The 18,732-nt window shown below is 72.8% G+C and carries 19 protein-coding genes; 18 read left to right on the top strand and 1 reads right to left on the bottom strand.

Annotation, left to right across the window (positions count from 1 at the left end; all coding sequences use genetic code 11):
* Window positions 1–2: 2 nt before the first annotated feature.
* The 17 genes from ACIQUR_RS19835 (at window position 3) to ACIQUR_RS19755 (ending at window position 17,353) form a co-directional block, all read left to right on the top strand.
* Window positions 3–353 (top strand): DUF6167 family protein, encoded by a 351-nt coding sequence (locus tag ACIQUR_RS19835; protein WP_403665770.1) that lies wholly within the window; start codon window positions 3–5, stop codon window positions 351–353.
* Window positions 353–3,022, top strand: coding sequence for an alanine--tRNA ligase (gene alaS / locus ACIQUR_RS19830; protein ID WP_399947516.1), 2,670 nt, complete (start codon window positions 353–355; stop codon window positions 3,020–3,022). Before ACIQUR_RS19835 ends, alaS begins: the two co-directional genes overlap by 1 nt.
* Before the next feature lie 2 nt (window positions 3,023–3,024).
* Window positions 3,025–3,495: a Holliday junction resolvase RuvX gene (gene ruvX, locus ACIQUR_RS19825; protein ID WP_403665768.1), complete on the top strand. Its 471-nt coding sequence runs from the start codon at window positions 3,025–3,027 to the stop codon at window positions 3,493–3,495.
* 123 nt (window positions 3,496–3,618) lie between these two features.
* Window positions 3,619–5,382, top strand: coding sequence for an endolytic transglycosylase MltG (mltG, locus tag ACIQUR_RS19820; protein WP_403665766.1), 1,764 nt, complete (start codon window positions 3,619–3,621; stop codon window positions 5,380–5,382).
* Between the two features lie 10 nt (window positions 5,383–5,392).
* Complete coding sequence (locus tag ACIQUR_RS19815) at window positions 5,393–6,214, top strand: shikimate dehydrogenase (protein WP_403665765.1); 822 nt, start codon at window positions 5,393–5,395, stop codon at window positions 6,212–6,214.
* A 45-nt stretch (window positions 6,215–6,259) separates the two neighbouring features.
* On the top strand, window positions 6,260–6,499 hold the full coding sequence (locus tag ACIQUR_RS19810; protein WP_403665763.1) for a hypothetical protein: 240 nt from the start codon (window positions 6,260–6,262) through the stop codon (window positions 6,497–6,499).
* Between the two features lie 114 nt (window positions 6,500–6,613).
* Complete coding sequence (aroC, locus tag ACIQUR_RS19805; RefSeq protein WP_403665761.1) at window positions 6,614–7,798, top strand: chorismate synthase; 1,185 nt, start codon at window positions 6,614–6,616, stop codon at window positions 7,796–7,798.
* On the top strand, window positions 7,795–8,313 hold the full coding sequence (locus ACIQUR_RS19800) for a shikimate kinase (protein WP_403665759.1): 519 nt from the start codon (window positions 7,795–7,797) through the stop codon (window positions 8,311–8,313). Before aroC ends, ACIQUR_RS19800 begins: the two co-directional genes overlap by 4 nt.
* Complete coding sequence (gene aroB, locus ACIQUR_RS19795; RefSeq protein WP_403665757.1) at window positions 8,310–9,398, top strand: 3-dehydroquinate synthase; 1,089 nt, start codon at window positions 8,310–8,312, stop codon at window positions 9,396–9,398. Before ACIQUR_RS19800 ends, aroB begins: the two co-directional genes overlap by 4 nt.
* Window positions 9,395–9,847: a type II 3-dehydroquinate dehydratase gene (aroQ, locus tag ACIQUR_RS19790; protein WP_399947500.1), complete on the top strand. Its 453-nt coding sequence runs from the start codon at window positions 9,395–9,397 to the stop codon at window positions 9,845–9,847. The genes aroB and aroQ overlap by 4 nt, the downstream gene beginning before the upstream one ends.
* 125 nt (window positions 9,848–9,972) lie before the next feature.
* Complete coding sequence (locus tag ACIQUR_RS19785; RefSeq protein ID WP_403665755.1) at window positions 9,973–10,695, top strand: AAA family ATPase; 723 nt, start codon at window positions 9,973–9,975, stop codon at window positions 10,693–10,695.
* Window positions 10,696–10,812: 117 nt separating this feature from the next.
* Window positions 10,813–11,919, top strand: a complete 1,107-nt coding sequence (locus ACIQUR_RS19780; RefSeq protein ID WP_403665753.1) for an aminopeptidase P family protein — start codon at window positions 10,813–10,815, stop codon at window positions 11,917–11,919.
* 58 nt (window positions 11,920–11,977) lie between these two features.
* Window positions 11,978–12,544: an elongation factor P gene (gene efp / locus ACIQUR_RS19775; RefSeq protein ID WP_399947493.1), complete on the top strand. Its 567-nt coding sequence runs from the start codon at window positions 11,978–11,980 to the stop codon at window positions 12,542–12,544.
* 2 nt (window positions 12,545–12,546) lie between these two features.
* Window positions 12,547–12,978, top strand: coding sequence for a transcription antitermination factor NusB (nusB, locus tag ACIQUR_RS19770; RefSeq protein WP_399947491.1), 432 nt, complete (start codon window positions 12,547–12,549; stop codon window positions 12,976–12,978).
* A gap of 250 nt (window positions 12,979–13,228) precedes the next feature.
* Window positions 13,229–15,223, top strand: coding sequence for a B12-binding domain-containing radical SAM protein (locus ACIQUR_RS19765; protein WP_403665750.1), 1,995 nt, complete (start codon window positions 13,229–13,231; stop codon window positions 15,221–15,223).
* Window positions 15,224–15,275: 52 nt separating this feature from the next.
* Window positions 15,276–16,097, top strand: a complete 822-nt coding sequence (locus tag ACIQUR_RS19760) for an S-adenosyl-l-methionine hydroxide adenosyltransferase family protein (protein ID WP_403665748.1) — start codon at window positions 15,276–15,278, stop codon at window positions 16,095–16,097.
* 50 nt (window positions 16,098–16,147) lie between these two features.
* Window positions 16,148–17,353: an LLM class flavin-dependent oxidoreductase gene (locus ACIQUR_RS19755; protein ID WP_403665747.1), complete on the top strand. Its 1,206-nt coding sequence runs from the start codon at window positions 16,148–16,150 to the stop codon at window positions 17,351–17,353.
* Here the strand turns inward: ACIQUR_RS19755 and bldD are convergent.
* On the bottom strand, window positions 17,334–17,834 hold the full coding sequence (gene bldD, locus ACIQUR_RS19750) for a transcriptional regulator BldD (protein WP_365034064.1): 501 nt from the start codon (window positions 17,832–17,834) through the stop codon (window positions 17,334–17,336). The two genes, ACIQUR_RS19755 and bldD, sit on opposite strands and share 20 nt — an antisense overlap.
* A 302-nt stretch (window positions 17,835–18,136) precedes the next feature.
* Here bldD and pyrR point away from each other — a divergent pair, with 302 nt between their 5' ends.
* Entirely contained in the window at window positions 18,137–18,709 is a 573-nt protein-coding gene (gene pyrR, locus ACIQUR_RS19745; protein WP_403665744.1) for a bifunctional pyr operon transcriptional regulator/uracil phosphoribosyltransferase PyrR, read from the top strand.
* The last annotated feature ends 23 nt before the right edge of the window (window positions 18,710–18,732 follow it).

Here is an 18,732-nt window from a genome sequence, read left to right as displayed (position 1 = left end):
CGATGTTCCGCCGTACCTTCTGGTTCACCGCAGGTGCCGCAGCGGGCGTGTGGGCCACCACCAAGGTCAACCGCAAGCTCAGGCAGCTGACCCCCGAGAGCCTCGCCGCGCAGGCCGCGGACAAGGCCGTCGAGGCGGGCCACCGCCTCAAGGACTTCGCCCTCGACGTCAAGGCCGGCATGGCCCAGCGCGAGGACGAACTGAACGACGCACTCGGGCTGCGCCAGGCCCCGGACCAGGTCCAGGCGCTGCCCGCCCCGCGACGGCGTGCGGAGATCGAGACCCCGCCCGCCGCCCGCGGCCGCAAGCAACACCCCCGACTGAATTCGTACAACCGGAATGAGGACCACTGATGGAGTCGGCTGAAATCCGCCGCCGCTGGCTGAGCTTCTTCGAGGAGCGCGGTCACACCGTCGTCCCTTCGGCGTCGCTCATCGCCGACGACCCGACTCTGCTGCTGGTCAACGCGGGCATGGTGCCGTTCAAGCCGTACTTCCTCGGTGAGACCAAGCCCCCGGCGCCGCGGGCCACGAGCGTGCAGAAGTGCGTCCGCACGCCCGACATCGAAGAGGTCGGCAAGACCACCCGCCACGGCACGTTCTTCCAGATGTGCGGCAACTTCTCCTTCGGCGACTACTTCAAGGAAGGCGCCATCAAGTACGCCTGGGAGCTCCTCACGACTCCCGTGGCGGACGGCGGCTACGGCCTGGAGCCGGAGAAGCTCTGGATCACCGTCTACCTCGACGACGACGAGGCCGAGACGATCTGGCGCGACGTGATCGGCGTCCCCGCCGAGCGCATCCAGCGCCTGGGCAAGAAGGACAACTTCTGGTCCATGGGCGTCCCGGGCCCCTGCGGCCCCTGCTCCGAGATCAACTACGACCGCGGCCCCGAGTTCGGCGTCGAGGGCGGCCCGGCCGTCAACGACGAGCGGTACGTGGAGATCTGGAACCTGGTCTTCATGCAGTACGAGCGCGGCGCCGGCGAGGGCAAGGAGGACTTCCCGATCCTCGGCGACCTGCCCTCCAAGAACATCGACACCGGTCTCGGCCTGGAACGCCTCGCGATGATCCTGCAGGGCGTGCAGAACATGTACGAGACCGACACCCTGCGCGTCGTCATGGACAAGGCCACCGAGCTGACGGGCGTCCGCTACGGCGCCGCGAAGGACACGGACGTCTCGATGCGCGTGGTCGCCGACCACATGCGCACCTCCGTGATGCTCATCGGCGACGGCGTGACCCCGGGCAACGAGGGCCGCGGCTACGTGCTGCGCCGCATCATGCGCCGCGCCATCCGCAACATGCGCCTCATGGGCGCCACCGGCCCCGTGGTCAAGGACCTCATCGACGTCGTCATCGACACGATGGGCCGGCAGTACCCGGAGCTGATCACCGACCGCAAGCGGATCGAGACCGTCGCGCTCGCCGAGGAGGCCGCGTTCCTCAAGGCCCTCAAGGGCGGCACGAACATCCTCGACACCGCGGTGACCGAGACCAAGGCCGCCGGCGGCACGGTCCTCTCGGGCGACAAGGCGTTCCTGCTCCACGACACCTGGGGCTTCCCGATCGACCTCACCCTGGAGATGGCCGCCGAGCAGGGCCTCTCCGTGGACGAGACCGGCTTCCGCCGCCTGATGCAGGAGCAGCGCGACCGCGCCAAGGCCGATGCCAAGGCCAAGAAGACCGGCCACGCGGACATGTCCGCCTACCGCGAGATCGCCGACGGTTCCGGCGGCACCGAGTTCACCGGCTACGCCACCACCCAGGGCGAGGCCACCATCGTCGGCCTGCTGGTCAACGGCGTCTCCGCGCCCGCCGCCTCCGAGGGCGACGAGGTCGAGGTCGTCCTCGACCGCACCCCCTTCTACGCCGAGGGCGGTGGCCAGCTCGCCGACCAGGGCCGCATCAAGCTCGACTCCGGCGCCGTCATCGAGGTCCGCGACGTCCAGCAGCCGGTCCCGGGCGTCTCGGTCCACAAGGGCTCCGTCCAGGTCGGCGAGGTGACGGTCGGCGCCTCCGCGTACGCCGCCATCGACGTCAAGCGCCGCCGGGCCATCGCCCGTGCCCACTCGGCCACCCACCTGACCCACCAGGCGCTGCGCGACGCCCTCGGCCCGACGGCCGCCCAGGCCGGCTCCGAGAACTCGCCCGGCCGCTTCCGCTTCGACTTCGGCTCCCCGAACGCCGTCCCCGGCACGGTCCTGACCGACGTCGAGCAGAAGATCAACGAGGTGCTCTCCCGCGAGCTCGACGTCACCGCCGAGATCATGAGCATCGACGAGGCGAAGAAGCAGGGCGCCATCGCCGAGTTCGGCGAGAAGTACGGCGAGCGCGTGCGCGTGGTGACCATCGGCGACTTCTCCAAGGAGCTGTGCGGCGGCACGCACGTCGGCAACACCAGCCAGCTCGGCCTGGTCAAGCTGCTCGGCGAGTCCTCCATCGGCTCCGGCGTGCGCCGCGTCGAGGCCCTGGTCGGCGTGGACGCGTACAACTTCCTCGCCAAGGAGCACACGGTCGTCGCCCAGCTCCAGGAGCTGGTCAAGGGCCGTCCGGAGGAGCTGCCGGAGAAGATCTCCTCGATGCTCACCAAGCTCAAGGACGCCGAGAAGGAGATCGAGAAGTTCCGCGCGGAGAAGGTCCTCCAGGCCGCCGCCGGACTCGCCGAGAACGCCCAGGACATCCGCGGCGTGGCCCTCGTGGTCGGCCAGGTGCCGGACGGCACCGGCGCCGACGACCTGCGCAAGCTGGTCCTCGACGTGCGCGGCCGCATCCCGGGTGACCGCCCGGCCGTCGTGGCGCTCTTCACCACGGCCAACGAGCGTCCGCTGACGGTCATCGCCACCAACGAGGCCGCCCGCGAGCGCGGCCTCAAGGCCGGCGACCTGGTCCGTACGGCCGCCAAGACCCTCGGCGGCGGCGGTGGCGGCAAGCCGGACGTGGCCCAGGGCGGCGGCCAGAACCCGGCCGCCATCCCCGAGGCCATCGCCGCGGTCGAGCGCCTCGTCGTCGAGACGGCCTGACGATGACCCTGCGCCGCGGACGTCGGCTCGCGATCGACGTCGGGGACGCCCGGATCGGGGTCGCCTCGTGCGACCCCGACGGGGTGCTCGCCACGCCGGTGGAGACCGTGCCGGGACGTGACGTCCCGGCCGCCCACCGGCGGCTGCGCCAGTTGGTCGAGGAGTACGAGCCCCTGGAGGTCGTGGTCGGACTGCCCCGTTCGCTCAGCGGGCGGGAGGGTCCGGCCGCGGCCAAGGTGCGTGCCTTCGCCGCCGAACTGGCCAAGGGCATCAAGCCGGTGACGGTCCGTCTGGTGGACGAGCGGATGACCACGGTCACCGCCGCCCAGGGCCTGCGGGCCTCCGGGAAGAACGCCAGGAAGGGCCGTTCGGTCATCGACCAGGCAGCCGCTGTGGTGATCCTTCAGAACGCTCTTGAGACCGAACGGGTATCAGGTAATCCGCCCGGCGAGTGCGTCGAAGTGGTCATCTGATCGCGATACGGTAACGTTCCGCGCCATGTGGCGGCTTTTCGAACAGCCGTCGCCCATGGAAGAGGCGGACCGGAAGCCGTGGTACCCACGCCAGGGCCACCGTCTCGCGGCTCCAGGAGACCGATGACTGAGTATGGCCGGGGCACGGGCCCCGAACCGTGGCACCCTGACGACCCCCTCTACGGGGACCAGGCGTGGACCGGACACCAGGCCCAGCACGGCCAGGTGCCGTACGAAGGCGCGCAGCAGCAGCACTACTACCAGCAGCAGCAGCCGCAGCAGCAGCCCCAGGTCCCGTACTACCCGCAGGAGCAGTCTGCGGGGCAGTACCACCCGCAGCAGCCGCAGTACCAGGACCCCCAGTACCAGGACCAGCAGTACCAGGACCCCCAGTACCGGGACCAGCAGTACCAGGACCCGCAGCACGCGTACGGTGCCCAGCCGCAGCAGGCCGCCCCCGGCCAGTACCACGGGGACGGCACGGGCGGCTGGGACACCGGCTCCTGGAACACCGGCGCGCCGGATCCGTACGGCGCCCCGCAGCCCGCCGGCTACCCGGCCGAGGCCCCCGACCAGTACGGCACCGCCGAGGCCTACCCGCCCCCGCAGCCGCCCAACCGCCGCCACCTCGTACCCGAGCCGGCGGGGGAGTGGCAGGACGAGCAGGCCGAGGACGCCGGGAACGCCGAGGCGGAGGAGCCCGAGCACGCGTTCTTCGCCGGCGGCGGGGACGACGACGGGCCCGACGACGACTCCGGCGACCGGGGCGGCCGCGGCAAACGCGGCGGCCGGGGAGGCCGCAAGCAGAAGAGCCGCAGCGGAGTGGCCTGCCTGGTCGTCTCCCTCGTCCTGGTGGGCGGGGTCGGCGGCGGCGGTTACTTCGCCTACGACTTCCTCAAGACCAAGTTCGGCCCGGCCGAGGACTACGCCGGCGAGGGCACGGGCTCGGTCGAGGTCGAGATCAAGGCGGGCTCCGGCCTGTACGAGATGGGCAACGTGCTCAAGGCCGCCGGCGTGGTCAAGAGCGCCGAGGCCTTCGTCTCCGCCGCGCAGGAGAACCCGCGCGGCACCGGCATCCAGCCGGGCCTCTACACGCTGAAGAAGACGATGTCGGGCCAGGCCGCGGTCGAGGCCATGCTCAGCGGCACCGCCCAGAACGTGCTGATGGTCAACCCCGGCATGCGCAACACCGAGGTCTACAAGGCCATCGACAAGAAGCTCAAGCAGCCCGAGGGCACCACCGCCCAGGTGGCGAAGAACCAGGCCAAGAACCTGGGCCTGCCGGCGTGGGCCGACGACAACCCCAAGATCAAGGACCCGCTGGAGGGCTTCCTCTTCCCCCAGCGCTACGACCTGAGCGCCGGGGCCACACCGGAGAAGCTGCTCAAGCAGATGGTCGCCAAGGCCTCCGCGCAGTACCAGGAGCTGGGCTTCGACCAGGCCAAGGCCAAGTCCCTGGGTCTCGACTCGCCGCTCCAGCTCGTCACCGTCGCCAGCCTCGTGCAGGCCGAGGGCATGAACCACGACGACTTCCGCAAGATGGCGGACGTCATCTACAACCGGCTCAAGCCCACCAACGACGTCACCAACCGCAAGCTGGAGTTCGACTCGACGATCAACTACGCCAAGGGCACGAGCAACATCCACGTGGGCCGCACCGAGGCGCGGACCCTGGAGGACCCGTACAACACGTACAAGCACGAGGGACCGCCGCCCGGCCCCATCGGCAACCCGGGTACGGACGCCCTCAACGCCGCCCTCAATCCCGACAAGGGCGGGTGGATGTTCTTCGTATCAGTTGACGGAAAGACGACCACCTTCACCAAGACCTTCGCCGAGCACGAGAAACTGGTCGCGGAGTTCAACAAGAAGCACAACAACGGGTAGGTAGTCACAGATGTCTGGTCGTCGGGCCGCGGTGCTGGGTTCGCCCATCGAGCACTCTCTTTCTCCGGTGCTGCACCGCGCCGCCTACCGGGAGCTGGGCCTCGCCGACTGGTCGTACGACCGGTACGAGGTCGACGAGGCCGGGCTCCCGGCGTTCGTGGCGGGGCTCGACGGCCGCTGGGCCGGGCTCTCGCTGACCATGCCCCTCAAGCGGGCGGTCATGCCGCTGCTGGACGAGGTCAGCGAGACGGCCGCCTCCGTCGAGGCCGTCAACACGGTGGTCTTCACGGAGGACGGACGCCGGGTGGGCGACAACACCGACATCCCCGGCATCATCGCCGCGCTGCACGAGCGCGGCGTCGACGAGGTGCCCTCGGCCGCCGTCCTCGGTGCCGGGGCCACCGCCTCCTCGGCCCTCGCGGCCCTGTCCCGGATATGCACCGGCGAGGTCACCGCGTACGTCCGCAGCCAGGCCCGCGCGGCCGAGATGCGGCACTGGGGGGAGCGGCTCGGCGTGGCCGTGCGCACCGCCGACTGGGCCGACGCGGCCGCGGCGCTCAGCGCCCCCCTGGTCGTCGCCACCACCCCCGCCGGGACCACCGACGCCCTCGCGGCGCGCGTCCCCGACGCCCCCGGCACCCTCTTCGACGTGCTGTACGAGCCCTGGCCCACCGCCCTCGCGGCCGCCTGGGACCGGCACGGCGGCCAGGTCGTCGGAGGCCTGGACCTCCTCGTCCACCAGGCCGTGCTCCAGGTGGAACAGATGACCGGCCGCCCCGGCCCGCTCGCCGCCATGCGGGCCGCCGGAGAGCGGGCTCTGGCCGCCCGATAGGCTCCTCACCTGCGACGACGCAGGTGAACCCGAGGGGGAGCGGTCATGGACGGGACGGCGGGCACGGTGCTGGCGGGCAGGTTCGAATTCCTGTGGGACCTCGGAGCCTGGATCCCGGCCCTCCTCAGACTGGCCTTCGGCAACGCCCCGGACTGGGCCAGGTACACCGTGCTCGCCGTCATCGGCGGCTGCCTCCTGTGGGCCGGCATGCGGTGGATCCAGCGCCGCGGCGCCGTGGTCAGGACGCCCCGGGCCGGTTCCACGGATGAGACGGGCGTCCGATAGCTGGACCAGAGATCGGTCCGGCACGCTGGACGTGGGAGGATTCGGGTACGGCGGGCCAGGGCCGCGCACCCGGACCGACCGTGGCAGTTCCAGGCGCGAGCATGAGGAGCATCGTTGAGCAGGTTGCGTTGGCTGACCGCTGGGGAGTCGCACGGACCCGCGCTGGTCGCGACGCTGGAGGGGCTTCCCGCCGGCGTTCCGGTCACCACTGAGCTGGTGGCCGACCACCTCGCGCGGCGACGCCTGGGCTATGGCCGCGGTGCGCGGATGAAGTTCGAGCAGGACGAGGTGACCTTCCTCGGTGGTGTCCGGCACGGGCTGTCGCTGGGTTCGCCGGTGGCGGTGATGGTCGGCAACACCGAGTGGCCCAAGTGGGAGAAGGTCATGTCCGCCGATCCGGTGGACCCGGCGGAGCTGAAGGAGACCGGTCGCAACGCGCCGCTGACCCGTCCGCGTCCCGGTCACGCCGACCTGGCCGGCATGCAGAAGTACGGCTTCGACGAGGCCCGCCCGGTCCTGGAGCGGGCCAGCGCCCGTGAGACCGCCGCGCGCGTCGCCCTCGGCGCGGTGGCCCGGTCGTTCCTGAAGGAGGCCGCGGGCATCGAGATCGTCTCCCACGTCGTGGAACTGGCCGCCGCCAAGGCGCCGTACGGCGTGTACCCCACCCCGGCCGACGTGGAGAAGCTCGACGCCGACCCGGTGCGCTGCCTCGACGCCGACGCGAGCAAGGCGATGGTGGCCGAGATCGACCAGGCCCACAAGGACGGCGACACCCTCGGCGGCGTGGTGGAGGTGCTGGCGTACGGCGTTCCCGTCGGTCTCGGCTCCCACGTCCACTGGGACCGGCGGCTGGACGCCCGTCTGGCCGCGGCGCTGATGGGCATCCAGGCCATCAAGGGCGTCGAGGTCGGCGACGGCTTCGACCTGGCCCGGGTCCCCGGCTCGAAGGCCCACGACGAGATCGTCGCCACCCCCGAGGGCATCAAGCGCACCTCCGGGCGCGCCGGCGGCACCGAGGGCGGGCTGAGCACCGGCGAACTGCTGCGCGTGCGCGCCGCGATGAAGCCGATCGCGACGGTGCCGCGGGCGCTCGCCACCGTCGACGTGGCGACCGGCGAGGCCGCCGCGGCCCACCACCAGCGGTCCGACGTGTGCGCGGTGCCCGCCGCGGGCATCGTCGCCGAGGCCATGGTGGCGCTGGTCCTCGCCGACGCGGTGCTGGAGAAGTTCGGCGGCGACTCGGTCGCCGAGACCCGCCGCAACGTCACGTCGTACCTCGAGAACCTCCAGATCCGGTGACCGGCGGACCCCTGGTCGTCCTCGTCGGACCCATGGGATCCGGCAAGTCCACGGTGGGCGCGCTGCTGGCCGAGCGGCTGGGCGCGCCCTACCGGGACACCGACGCGGACATCGTCGCCGCGCAGGGCCGGGAGATCTCCGAGATCTTCGTGGACGAGGGCGAGCCCTACTTCCGCGCGCTGGAGAAGGCGGCCGTCGCGGCCGCCGTCGCCGAGCACCGGGGCGTCCTGGCGCTCGGCGGCGGTGCCGTCCTCGACGCGGACACCCGAGAGCTGCTGGCCGGGCAGCCGGTGGTCTACCTGTCGATGGACGTCGAGGAGGCCGTGCGCCGGGTCGGCCTCGGCGCCGCCCGCCCGCTGCTCGCCGTCAACCCGCGCCGGCAGTGGCGCGAGCTGATGGAGGCCCGCCGCCACCTGTACACCGATGTCGCGCGCGTCGAGGTGGCCACCGACAACCGCACCCCCGAAGAGGTCGCCGAGGCGATCCTCGACGCACTGGAGTTGAAGGACGTATGACGGACGTGACGCGGATCCAGGTCGGCGCGAGCGCAGGCCACGACCCGTACGAGGTCCTGGTCGGCGAGCAGCTGCTCGGCGAGCTCGCCGGTCTCATCGGCACGAAGGCCAAGCGCGTGGCGGTGATCCACCCGGAGGCGCTCTCGTCCACCGGCGAGGCGCTCCGCGACGACCTGGCCGAGCAGGGCTACGAGGCCATCGCCATCCAGGTGCCCAACGCCGAGGAGGCGAAGACCGCCGAGGTCGCGGCGTACTGCTGGAAGGCGCTGGGCCAGTCCGGCTTCACCCGCACCGACGTGATCGTCGGCGTGGGCGGCGGCGCCACCACGGACCTGGCGGGCTTCGTCGCGGCCACCTGGCTGCGCGGGGTGCGCTGGATCGCCGTACCGACCACCGTCCTCGGCATGGTCGACGCGGCCGTCGGCGGCAAGACCGGCATCAACACCGCCGAGGGCAAGAACCTCGTCGGCGCCTTCCACCCGCCGGCCGGTGTGCTCTGCGACCTGGCGGCGCTGGAGTCGCTGCCGGTCCACGACTACGTGAGCGGCCTGGCGGAGATCATCAAGGCCGGCTTCATCGCCGACCCGGTGATCCTGGACCTCGTCGAGGCCGACCCGGAGGCCGCCCGCACCCCGGCCGGCCCGCACACCGCCGAGCTGATCGTCCGCTCCATCCGGGTCAAGGCCGACGTGGTCTCCAGCGACCTGAAGGAGTCCGGCCTGCGGGAGATCCTCAACTACGGCCACACGCTCGCCCACGCGATCGAGAAGAACGAGCGCTACAAGTGGCGGCACGGCGCGGCCGTCTCCGTCGGCATGGTCTTCGCCGCCGAGCTGGGCCGCCTCGCCGGCCGCCTGGACGACGCGACCGCCGACCGGCACAAGTCGGTGCTGGCCTCCGTCGGCCTGCCGCTGACCTACCGCGGCGACCAGTGGCCCAAGCTGCTGGAGACCATGAAGGTCGACAAGAAGTCCCGCGGCGACCTGCTGCGGTTCATCGTCCTCGACGGGCTGGCCAAGCCCACCGTCCTGGAGGGCCCCGACCCGGCCGTCCTGGTGGCGGCGTACGGCGAGGTCTCCGCGTGAGCCGGCGGGTGCTGGTCCTCAACGGGCCGAACCTCGGCCGCCTCGGCTCCCGCGAGCCCGACGTGTACGGGGCCACCTCGTACGCCGGGCTGGTGGACACCTGCCGGAAGCTCGGCGCCGAACTGGGCTTCGACGTCGAGGTCCGCGAGACCAACGACGAGGGCCAGATGATCCGCTGGCTGCACGAGGCCGCCGACGGCCGGCTGCCCGTGGTCATCAACCCCGGCGCCTTCACGCACTACTCGTACGGGATGCGCGACGCGGCGGCCCAGCGCACCGCGCCGCTCATCGAGGTGCACATCTCCAACCCGTACGCCCGGGAGGAATTCCGGCACACCTCGGTCATCGCGGCCGTGGCGACCGGGACCGTGGCCGGCTTCGGCATCGGCTCCTACCGGCTGGCCCTGCGGGCGCTCGCCGACGAGCTGGCCGACCAGCTGGGCGATTGACCGGCCGATTCCGGACGAATCCCGGACAAGGGGCACTCCCGGCCGTCCCCGGCCGTTCTTCGCAGGACGGCCGGGGACGGTAACGTTTCCGCATCAGTGGCGCGGTACGGACGGAGTGGCAACGGATGCAGCACGCAGTGGGGGGCTGGGGCCAGCCGGGACAGCACCCGGCGGCGCAGGTTCCGCCGGGGGGCCCGGCGGCCCTGGGCCGGACCGACCCCACGGGGCACCTGGCACTGCCGCCGGGAGGCCCCGTACCGCACCCGGCGCCGCCCGCGCAGGGCACCGGCCACGCCACCCTCGCCGTCCTGCTCATAGGCCCGGCGGGCGCGGGCAAGACCACCGTGGCCCGCCACTGGGCCGCCACCCGGCCCGTGCCCACCGCCCACATCAGCCTCGACGACGTGCGCGAATGGGTCTGCTCGGGCTTCGCCGACCCGCAGGCCGGCTGGAACGAGCACTCCGAGGCGCAGTACCGGCTGGCCCGCCGCACCTGCGGCTTCGCCGCCCGCAACTTCCTGGCCAACGGCATCTCCTGCATCGTGGACGACGCCGTCTTCCCCGACCGGCCCGTGGTGGGCCTCGGCGGCTGGAAGCGGCACGTGGGCCCGGGCCTGCTGCCCGTGGTCCTGCTCCCGGGGCTGGAGATCGTCCTGGAGCGCAACGCGGAGCGCAGCGGCAACCGGCGGCTGTCCGACGAGGAGGTCGCCCGGATCCACGGGCGGATGGCCGGCTGGTACGGCTCCGGCCTGCCGATCATCGACAACTCGCAGTACGACGTGGAGACCACCGCCCGCGCCCTGGACGAGGTGCTGGCCCGCGCGATCGCGGCCCCGCCCGGCTGGTAGCCGCCCGGCCGGCAGCCCGCCCGGCTGGTGGCGCCCCGCCGGCAGCAGCCCGCCCCGCACCCCCGTCCGGACGCGCTCGGCAGGCCGGTCGGCCCGCACGCTCGTACGCTCGGAAACATGTCAGAGGTGTACGCGGTCCGCCGCGGCCTGCTGCGCGACCGGTTCACCGCCGCCGGCAGCCAGGCCGCCCTGATCTCCCGTCCGGCCAACGTCCGCTATCTCGCCGGCGCGGCCCCCCGGGGCGCCGTGCTGCTGCTCGGCCCCGGCGAGGACCTGCTGTTCTGCCCCGACAGTCCGACCGGCGAGCCCGAGGAGGGCCGCCTGGACGAACTGCTCAAGGTCTCCGTCCTGGCGCGGCCGGGCGGTGATCCCGCCGTCGCCGCCGCCGACCTCGCGGCCGGCGCCCGGGCCGACGGCCTGGCGGTCGAGGAGCACCACCTGACCGTGGCCCGGCACCGGGCCCTCGGCTCCGTCGCCCCCCGCCTCCGGCTGGCCGACCTCGGCCTCGCCGTCGAGCAGCAGCGGCTGGTCAAGGACGAGGAGGAGATCGCCTGCCTGCGGATCGCCGCCGAGATCGCCGACCAGGCCCTCGGCGAGCTGCTGGAGTCGATCCTCGTCGGCCGCACCGAGCGGCACCTCGCCCTGGAGCTGGAGCGCCGGCTGGTCGACCACGGGGCCGACGGCCCCGCCTTCCGCACCTCCGTGGCCACCGGACCGCACTCCGGCCGCTCCGGCCACCGCCCCACCGACCGGCGGGTCGAGGAGGGCGACTTCCTCTCCGTCTGCCTCGGCGCCAACTACCGGGGCTACCGCTGCGAGATCGGCCGCACCTTCGTCATCGGCACCACGCCCGCCGACTGGCAGATCGAGCTCTACGACCTGGTCTTCGCCGCCCAGCGGGCGGGCCGCGAGGCCCTCACCCCGGGCGCCGCGTACCGCGACGTCGACCGCGCCGCACGCCAGGTGATCGACTCCGCGGGCCACGGCGAGGCCCTCGCGCCCTGGACCGGACACGGGGTCGGACTCGAAATCGACGAGGACCCGCAGCTCGCACCCGACGCAATGGGTAAACTGGACGCTTGCGTGCCGGTCACCGTCGAACCGGGGGTCCACCTCCCGGGCCGGGGCGGCGTCCGGATCGATGACACGCTCGTCGTACGCCCCGAGGCGGACGGCGGACCCGAGCTACTCACCATTACGACCAAGGAGCTGCTCGCGCTGTAGCCGCTCGTGCGGCACGGGCGCGCGCCCGTGGTCTTTCAGTCCAGGAGATTTGGCAACCGTGGCTTCCACGAACGACCTCAAGAACGGCATGGTGCTCAAGCTCGACGGGGGCCAGCTCTGGTCCGTCGTCGAGTTCCAGCACGTCAAGCCCGGCAAGGGCCCGGCCTTCGTGCGCACCAAGCTCAAGAACGTGCTGTCCGGCAAGGTCGTCGACAAGACCTTCAACGCGGGCGTGAAGGTCGACACGGCCACGATCGACCGCCGCGACATGCAGTTCTCCTACATGGACGGCGAGTACTTCGTCTTCATGGACCTGGAGACCTACGACCAGCTGCACATCGACCGGAAGGTCGTCGGCGACGCCGCGAACTTCCTGATCGAGGGCTTCGAGGCCTCGGTCGCCCGCCACGAGGGCGAGGTGCTGTACGTCGAGCTCCCGGCCGCCGTCGAGCTGACCATCCAGCACACCGACCCGGGCGTCCAGGGCGACCGCTCCACCGGCGGCACCAAGCCCGCCACCCTGGAGACCGGCCACGAGATCCAGGTGCCGCTCTTCGTCACCACCGGTGAGAAGGTCAAGGTCGACACCCGCAACAGCTCCTACCTCGGCCGGGTGAACGACTAACCGTGGCTGCCCGCAGCAAGGCCCGCAAGCGCGCCTTCCAGATCCTCTTCGAGGCCGATCAGCGCGGCGAGTCCGTGCAGACCGTCCTCGCGGACTGGATCCGCCACTCGCGGTCGGACGACCGGCAGCCGCCGGTCGCGGAGTACACGATGCAGCTCGTCGAGGGGTACGCCGACAAGGTGGCCCGGATCGACGACCTGATCGTCACCTACGCGAAGGACTGGGACCTCGACCGCATGCCGGTCGTGGACCGGAACATCGTCCGGCTCGCCACGTACGAGCTGGTGTGGGAGGACGACACCCCCGACGCCGTCGTGATCGACGAGGCCGTGCAGCTCGCCCGGGAGTTCTCCACCGACGACTCCCCGGCCTTCGTGAACGGCCTGCTCGGCCGCTTCAAGGAGCTGAAGCCGAACCTGCGTCGCGAGGCCTGAGCGCCTCCCGACGGTTCCGCGGACACGGAAGGGGCCCGCAGCATCCGCTGCGGGCCCCTTCCGTGCGTCCGGGACGGCTCCCGCCCTCAGGCTCCCGCCCTCAGGCTCCGCGCTTCCGGCCGTTGGTCCGGACCGGGCGCGCCTTCCGGCCAAAGGCGCTGGGGCCCCTTGAGGCCCACACGTCACCGGTGACATATTCGGGGCGCACTCTCCCGGTGGAAATCCGACAGGCACACACGGGGTGACAGCGATGCCGGACACGGTTCCGAGGGCCCTCCAGGACGACGTACCGACCGCCCTCCACGACGACTTCCTCAGCCGGCCCGCCGCGCGGGCCGCCGACACCGCGTGGCTGGAGCGCCGGCGCCGCGGCATCCACGCCCGGGCCAGGGACCGGTGTACCGGCCCGCCCGGGGAGACGGCGGAGGCGGAGGCCCTCTGGGCCGCCCGCTCCTACCCCGTCCTCGCTGTCCTCGCGCCCGTGATGAGCACGCACGAGGAGAAGATCGAGTTCCCCGGCGACCCCATGTGCCTCTACACGGCACTGAGCCACGCCATCGCCCGCATCGCCGAGGTGCGCGCCTCGGGCGCGCTGACCGTCGACGGGTACAACGACTTCTGTCCGGCGCTGGGCCGATTACCCTCGCCCGACTACCGATTACGGGCCCCGGAGGGAGCCGTCCGCTTCACTCCGGAAGACCTCGCCGCCGGCGAGCTCACCACCGACCAGTGCGTGTTCGACCCGCGCGTGTGGAACGCCGGGGCCGAGGCCTGCTTCCGCGAGCGGGTCCTGCGGGTCCTGCGCCCCCGCGCCGTCCTCATCAGCACCGTCTCCCCGGGCCACCGCTACGCCCTCGCCATGGCGCGCGTGGTCAAGGAGGAACTCCCCGACTGCCTCGTCGTCCTCGGCGGCCGCCACGTCGACGAGACCGTCCGCTACGACGCCCGCGCCCGCCGGGTCCGCCTCGCTCCCAGCAGCCCCCTCGTCGCCGACCGGCCCCGCGGCTCCCTGCCGGTCGACCTGCTGTGCGCCGGCGAGGGCTCGTACGCGCTGGACCTGCTGCTCCGCGCCGTCTCCCTGGCCTGCGACCCCGTCACCGGCGTGCCCACCACGGACCGCACGGTGGCCGCACTGGAGCTGCTCGCCCGGCACGAGAAGGAGGTCAGGGGCACCGCCCTGATCCTCGCCCTCGGCACCGCGGACGGCCGCCGGCACGCCTTCCCCCTGGACGGCGAGCGCATCGCGCTGGAGAGCCTGCCCGCCCCGTACGCCGCCTTCGCCGTCCGGGCCCGCTTCCCCGTCTTCACGCGCCCCGACGGCGGCACCATGCTGACCGCGCACCTGATGGTGACCAACGCCTGCCCGTACCACTGCAACTTCTGCTCCGAGGGCGCCCTGGTCGTCGGCGGTCTCCGGCGCTTCCCGCGGCACGCCGTGGCCGCGGCCGTCGAGCGGGTCGCCGAGTACGTGTCGTACGGCGCCGAGTCCCTCTTCTTCGACGACTCGATCCTGTGGGCCGGGGACCTCACGGCCGTGCGGGCCTTCTGCGCGGAGCTGTCCGCCCTGCGCGCGGCCGCACCCGGGGACGCGCTCCCCGGCAGCCGGCTGCTGCGCACCCCCGCCGACCGGGACCGGCTGCGGGCCCTGAAGTGGGGCGCCCAGTTCACCGTCGACTCCCTCACCGGTCTGCGCTCGCCGGAGGAGGTGCGGGAGACCCTCGCGGCGCTGCGGGCCGCCGGGTGCACGTACGCCTACGTCGGCATCGAGAGCCTCGCGCCCGAGGTGATGCGGCACATCCACAAGAACCTCCGCCGGGACGACCCGGAGAGCTGGGAGGAACGCGTCCGCGCCGCCCTCGGCCTGCTCCGCGGGGCCGGCATCGAGGTGGGCAGCTCGGTGCTGTTCGGCCTCGAAGGGGAGACCCGCGCGACCATCGACCACACCATCGCCGGGGTGTCCCGGCTGATCCGCGACGGGCTGCTGTCCATCGCCAGCCCCAACATCCTCACCTACCACCCCGGGACGCCGCTGACCCGGCAGCACGGGATGGCGGACCGGCTCGACTACCACAGCCCGGACGTGGAGAGCCGCCCTCCGTACACCTACTTCGAGGAGGCCTTCCCCGGTGTCGTCTCGCGCGCCCTGACCGAGGAGGACATCTGGCACATCCACCGGGCCGCCCAGGCCGCCTGGGGCGCGCACCGCAACTCCCAGGCGATGGCCGACACCCTGCTCCGGCCCTGACCCCCGCTCCCGACCCCCGTCCCTCACCACCGACGCATCGCGAGGACCTGCCGTGATCTCCTTCCTGACCGACTACGGGCTGTACGACGGCTTCGTCGCCGCCTGCCACGGGGTGATCGCGCGGATCGCCCCGGACCAGCGGATCACCGACATCACGCACCTGGTGCCCGCGCGCGACGTGCGGCGCGGGGCGGCCGTGCTGGCCGAGACCGTTCCGTACCTGCCCGACGGCACCGTGCACGTCGCGGTGGTCGACCCGGGCGTGGGCACCGGCCGCCGGGCGGTGGCACTGGTCTCCGCGCGGGGCGACCTGCTGGTGGGGCCCGACAACGGCCTGCTGCCGGAGGCCGCCGGGGCGCTGGGCGGAACGGCGGCCGCGTACGAGATCAAGAGCCCGGCGGTGCTGGCCGCACGGGTCTCGCACACCTTCCACGGGCGGGACGTGTTCTGCCCCGCGGCCGCCCGTCTCGCGGCCGGCACCCCGGTCGCGGAGGTGGGGCCGGAACTGGACCCGGCCTCGCTGGTCCGGCTGCACGCCCCGGTCTGCCGGCGCGATCCGGCGACCGGGGAGGTGGTGGGGGAGGTGCGCACGGTCGACCACTTCGGGAACGTGCAGACCGCGATCGGGCCCGGGCCGCTGGCGGAGTCGGGGCTGGAGCCGGGGCGCGGGGCGGCCGTGCTGCTGCGGCTGACCGGCCGGGCCCAGCCGCTGCGGGTGCCGTTCGGGCGGACGCTCGGCGACGTGCCGCCGGGGGAGCTGGTCGCGTTCCTCGACTCCGCCGGGCTGTTCACGGTGGCGGTGAACTGCGGCGACGGCGCGTCCCGGCTGGGCGTGCGGCCCGGCAGCACGGTGGTGGTGAGCCCGGCCCGCTGAGCCGGGTCCGGCGTTGTGGCGTACGACGAGATCCCGGCCAGGAGGGCCCGATGGACTTCGGCATCAACTTCTTCCCCGCCGTCAGCCCGGCCGAGAAGGCCGCCTCCCGGTACTTCGCCGAGGCGCTGGCCCTGGTGGAGCTGACGGAGGACCTCGGCTTCGGCCATGTGAAGGCGGTGGAGCACTACTTCTTCCCGTACGGCGGCTACAGCCCCGACCCGGTGGCCTTCCTGGCCGCCGCCGCGGCCCGGACCAGCCGCATCCGGCTGGTCACCGGGGCCGTGATCCCCGCCTTCAGCCATCCCGTGCAGCTGGCCGGAAAGCTGGCGATGCTGGACAACCTCGCGCACGGCCGGCTCGACGTGGGCGTGGGGCGGGGCTTCCTGCCGGGGGAGTTCGAGGCCTTCGGCATCCCGATGGAGGAGAGCCGGGACCGGTTCACCGCCGGGGTCGACGCCGTGCGGCGGCTCTGGAGCGAGGAGGAGGTGCGGGTCGACGGACCCTGGTTCAGCTTCGGCCCGGTCACGCTGCTGCCCCGCCCGTACCAGCGCCCGCACCCGCCGCTGCTGGTGGCCGCGGCGGTGTCGGCGGAGTCGTGCCGGGCGGCGGGCGCGGCGGGACACGGGCTGATGCTGGTCCCCTCGGTGGCGCCGCGGGAGACGGTCCGGTCGATGATCGACGTGCACCGGGAGGCCTGGCGGGCCGCCGGCCACCCGACGGGCGGGGAGCGGGTGCACCTGACGTACGACTGCTTCGTCCACGAGGACGGGGCCGCGGCCAGGGCGGCGGCGCGCGCCTACGCGGGCCGCTACCAGGAGCGCTTCCGGGCGGCCCTGACCGGCTGGGGCGGCGCCGACCGGCCGGGCTACGAGGGCTACCGGCGGCTGGTCGAGCAGGTCGGTACGGGCGACCCGGACGCGGCGGTGCGCGAGGACCGGGTGCTGGCGGGCACCCCGGACGAGGTGCTGGCGCAGCTGACCCGGATCCGCGACTGGTTCGGCGACGTCGCGGTGAGCCTGAACCTGGGGACCGGCCGAACCCCCGGCGGAGGCCGAGCGGACGGTCCGGCTGCTGGGCAAGCACGTGCTGCCCGCCTTCCCCGAGCCGGCCTGAGCCCGGCCCGGGCCCCCTGGGCCCCGCCCGCCCAGGGCCCCGGGAACGCCGAAGGGCCGGCGGGAAGCCCGAACGGGCTCCCGCCGGCCCCGGCGGTACGTTTCTGCTGGGTCCTGCGAGGGGTTACGCGTCCTCGTGGGTGACCGCGCGGCGCGCGTCGGCGTCGAGCACGCCCCAGCTGATCAGCTGCTCGGTCAGGACCGAGGGGGACTGGTCGTAGATCACGGCCAGGGTGCGGAGGTCGTCCTGGCGGATCGACAGCACCTTGCCGTTGTAGTCGCCCCGCTGGCTCTGGATGGTGGCGGCGTAGCGCTGCAGCGGGCCGGCCTTCTCGGCGGGCACGTGCGCCAGACGCTCCAGGTCGAGACGCAGCTTCGGCGGCGGCTCGGCGGCGCCGCCCGGGGTCGTACCCGGCAGCAGCTCCTGGACCGGCACCCCGTAGAAGTCCGCGAGCTCGGCGAGCCGCTGGACGGTCACGGCGCGGTCCCCGCGCTCGTAGGAACCGACCACGACCGCCTTCCAGCGGCCCTGGGACTTCTCCTCGACACCGTGGAGGGAAAGCCCCTGCTGGGTGCGGATCGCGCGGAGCTTGGCCCCGAGCTGTTTGGCGTATTCGCTGGACATAAGGCTCCCGGACGCTGTGACGACGTGCGGCTCCGCCGCGCGGCTGGTAACTCACTGTGAGGTTACGCAGCGTTACGTGGATGCGTCAAGCCGAATGGTCGCCGCCGCCCCCTTACGAGCCGGCTGCGGACCGGTGTCCGAAAAGCCTGGCGGGGGGCCTGATCGACTTCACACCCCGGTTCACCCCCCAGCGTGCCGGGACCCCGCGGCGCGGCCGCCCTCCGCGTGCTGGTACGGTGGACGACGTACATCAGACGTCCTTTAAATGCCGTCCCGTGAGGCGGAGAAGGAGGTCCGCTTTCATGGACACCAGCACGACCGATGCGGCCCGGCCCGTTCTCGAGGGCCCGGACATCGCGCGGGTTCTGACCCGCATCGCCCACGAGATCGTCGAGCGCGCCAAGGGCGCGGACGACGTGGTGCTCCTCGGCATCCCGACGCGCGGCGTCTTCCTCGCCCGCCGGATCGCCGCCAAGCTCGAAGAGATCACCGGTGCCAGGATCCCGGTCGGCTCCCTCGACATCACGATGTACCGCGACGACCTGCGCATGAAGCCGGCGCGCGCCATCGGCCGCACCGAGATCCCCGGCGACGACATCGACGGCCGCCTCGTGGTCCTCGTCGACGACGTGCTCTTCTCCGGCCGCACCATCCGCGCCGCCCTCGACGCCCTGGGCGACATCGGCCGGCCCCGCGCCGTCCAGCTCGCGGTCCTCGTCGACCGCGGCCACCGCGAACTCCCGATCCGAGCCGACTACGTCGGCAAGAACCTCCCCACGTCGCTGCGGGAGACGGTCAAGGTCCAGCTCCAGGAGGAGGACGGCCGTGACGCCGTCCTGCTCGGCCAGCGGACCGACACGGCAGACCAGCGCTAGCCCGTCCGGGTGATGGACCCTTC

The sequence above is a fragment of the Streptomyces sp. NPDC101132 genome (genome assembly GCF_044759225.1).
In the GTDB taxonomy this organism is placed as follows: domain Bacteria; phylum Actinomycetota; class Actinomycetes; order Streptomycetales; family Streptomycetaceae; genus Streptomyces.
Note: the sequence above shows the minus strand (reverse complement) of the source record. Positions and strands in the feature narration are given on the sequence as shown.

Coding starts and splice junctions, on each gene's coding strand:
- ACIQUR_RS19835 (WP_403665770.1), top strand. CDS start 3: ATGTTCCGCCGTACCTTCTGGTTCACCGCAGGTGCCGCAGCGGGCGTG.
- alaS (WP_399947516.1), top strand. CDS start 353: ATGGAGTCGGCTGAAATCCGCCGCCGCTGGCTGAGCTTCTTCGAGGAG.
- ruvX (WP_403665768.1), top strand. CDS start 3,025: ATGACCCTGCGCCGCGGACGTCGGCTCGCGATCGACGTCGGGGACGCC.
- mltG (WP_403665766.1), top strand. CDS start 3,619: ATGACTGAGTATGGCCGGGGCACGGGCCCCGAACCGTGGCACCCTGAC.
- ACIQUR_RS19815 (WP_403665765.1), top strand. CDS start 5,393: ATGTCTGGTCGTCGGGCCGCGGTGCTGGGTTCGCCCATCGAGCACTCT.
- ACIQUR_RS19810 (WP_403665763.1), top strand. CDS start 6,260: ATGGACGGGACGGCGGGCACGGTGCTGGCGGGCAGGTTCGAATTCCTG.
- aroB (WP_403665757.1), top strand. CDS start 8,310: ATGACGGACGTGACGCGGATCCAGGTCGGCGCGAGCGCAGGCCACGAC.
- ACIQUR_RS19785 (WP_403665755.1), top strand. CDS start 9,973: ATGCAGCACGCAGTGGGGGGCTGGGGCCAGCCGGGACAGCACCCGGCG.
- ACIQUR_RS19780 (WP_403665753.1), top strand. CDS start 10,813: ATGTCAGAGGTGTACGCGGTCCGCCGCGGCCTGCTGCGCGACCGGTTC.
- ACIQUR_RS19765 (WP_403665750.1), top strand. CDS start 13,229: ATGCCGGACACGGTTCCGAGGGCCCTCCAGGACGACGTACCGACCGCC.
- ACIQUR_RS19755 (WP_403665747.1), top strand. CDS start 16,148: ATGGACTTCGGCATCAACTTCTTCCCCGCCGTCAGCCCGGCCGAGAAG.
- bldD (WP_365034064.1), bottom strand. CDS start 17,834: ATGTCCAGCGAATACGCCAAACAGCTCGGGGCCAAGCTCCGCGCGATC.
- pyrR (WP_403665744.1), top strand. CDS start 18,137: ATGGACACCAGCACGACCGATGCGGCCCGGCCCGTTCTCGAGGGCCCG.